General features: G+C 67.9%; 1 protein-coding gene. It reads right to left on the minus strand.

Features of this window, described 5'->3' with window-relative positions:
- Positions 1-1,348, minus strand: a 1,348-nt coding sequence (locus tag E3O23_RS16255) for a CoA-acylating methylmalonate-semialdehyde dehydrogenase (protein ID WP_134492844.1), incomplete at both ends; no start/stop codon positions are given.

The raw sequence follows: 1,348 nt of genomic DNA on the forward strand, positions 1-1,348 counted from the left end.
AGTCGTGCTGCGGGAAGCCCAGGTTGATGCCGCCGTGGCTCGGGTCGAGCCAGCGGCTGGTCACGGCCTTCTCCCGCGTGTAGAACGCGATCCCGGCGGGGCCGTAGGCCTTCGCGTCGCCGAACAACGAGTTCTTCCAGCCACCGAACGAGTGGTACGCCACCGGCACCGGGATCGGCACGTTGATGCCCACCATTCCGGCCTGCACCTCGTTCTGGAAACGGCGGGCCGCTCCGCCGTCATTGGTGAAGATCGCCGTGCCGTTACCGTACTGGCTGCTGTTGATCAGGTCGAGCCCCTCGGTGTACGTGCCCACCCGCACGATCGAGAGCACCGGGCCGAAGATCTCGTCCTGGTACACGGCCGAGTCCGTGCCGACCTTGTCGAACAGGGTCGGGCCCAGCCAGAAACCGGATGCGTCGCCGTCGACCTCGATGCCGCGCCCGTCGACGACGACCTCGGCCCCGTCCGCCGCGGCGATGTCGATGTAGGAGGCGACCTTGTCGCGGTGCACCTTCGTGATCAGCGGGCCCATGTCACAGCCGCGCATCCCGTCGCCGACCTTGAGCCCCGACATCCGCTCGGTGATCTTCGCGATCAACTCGTCCGCGACGGGCTCGACCGCGACGATGACACTGATCGCCATGCAACGCTCCCCCGCGGAGCCGAACCCCGCGTTCACCGCGGCATCCGCGGCGAGGTCGAGGTCGGCGTCGGGCAGCACCAGCATGTGGTTCTTCGCACCGCCGAGCGCCTGGACCCGCTTGCCGTGGAGCGCCGCGGTCTCGTAGATGTACTTCGCGATCGGCGTGGAGCCGACGAACGAGATCGCCTGCACGGCCGGGTTCACCAGCAACGCGTCGACGGCCTCCTTATCGCCGTGCACAACGTTCAGCACCCCGGCCGGCAGGCCAGCCTCGGTGAACAGCTCGGCCATCCAGTTCGACGCCGACGGGTCCTTCTCGCTGGGCTTGAGCACGACCGTGTTACCGGCCGCGATCGCGATCGGGAAATACCACAGCGGCACCATCGCCGGGAAGTTGAACGGGCTGATGATGCCCACCACGCCCAGCGCCTGGCGCAGCGTGTACACGTCAACGCCGGTCGACACGTTCTCGGAGTAGTCGCCCTTGATCAGGTGCGGCATGCCGAGCGCGAACTCGACGACCTCCAGTCCCCGCTGGATCTCGCCGAGCGCATCCGCGGTCACCTTGCCGTGTTCGGCGGTGAGGATGTCGGCCAGCTCGCCCTTGCGGGCGTTGAGCAACTCACGGAAGTTGAACAGGATGGTCTGGCGCTTCGCCTGCGAGGTGTCGCGCCAGGCCGGGAACGCGGCCAGGGCCGACGC

Source organism: Cryobacterium tagatosivorans, assembly GCF_004402215.1.
Taxonomy (GTDB): Bacteria; Actinomycetota; Actinomycetes; order Actinomycetales; family Microbacteriaceae; genus Cryobacterium; species Cryobacterium tagatosivorans.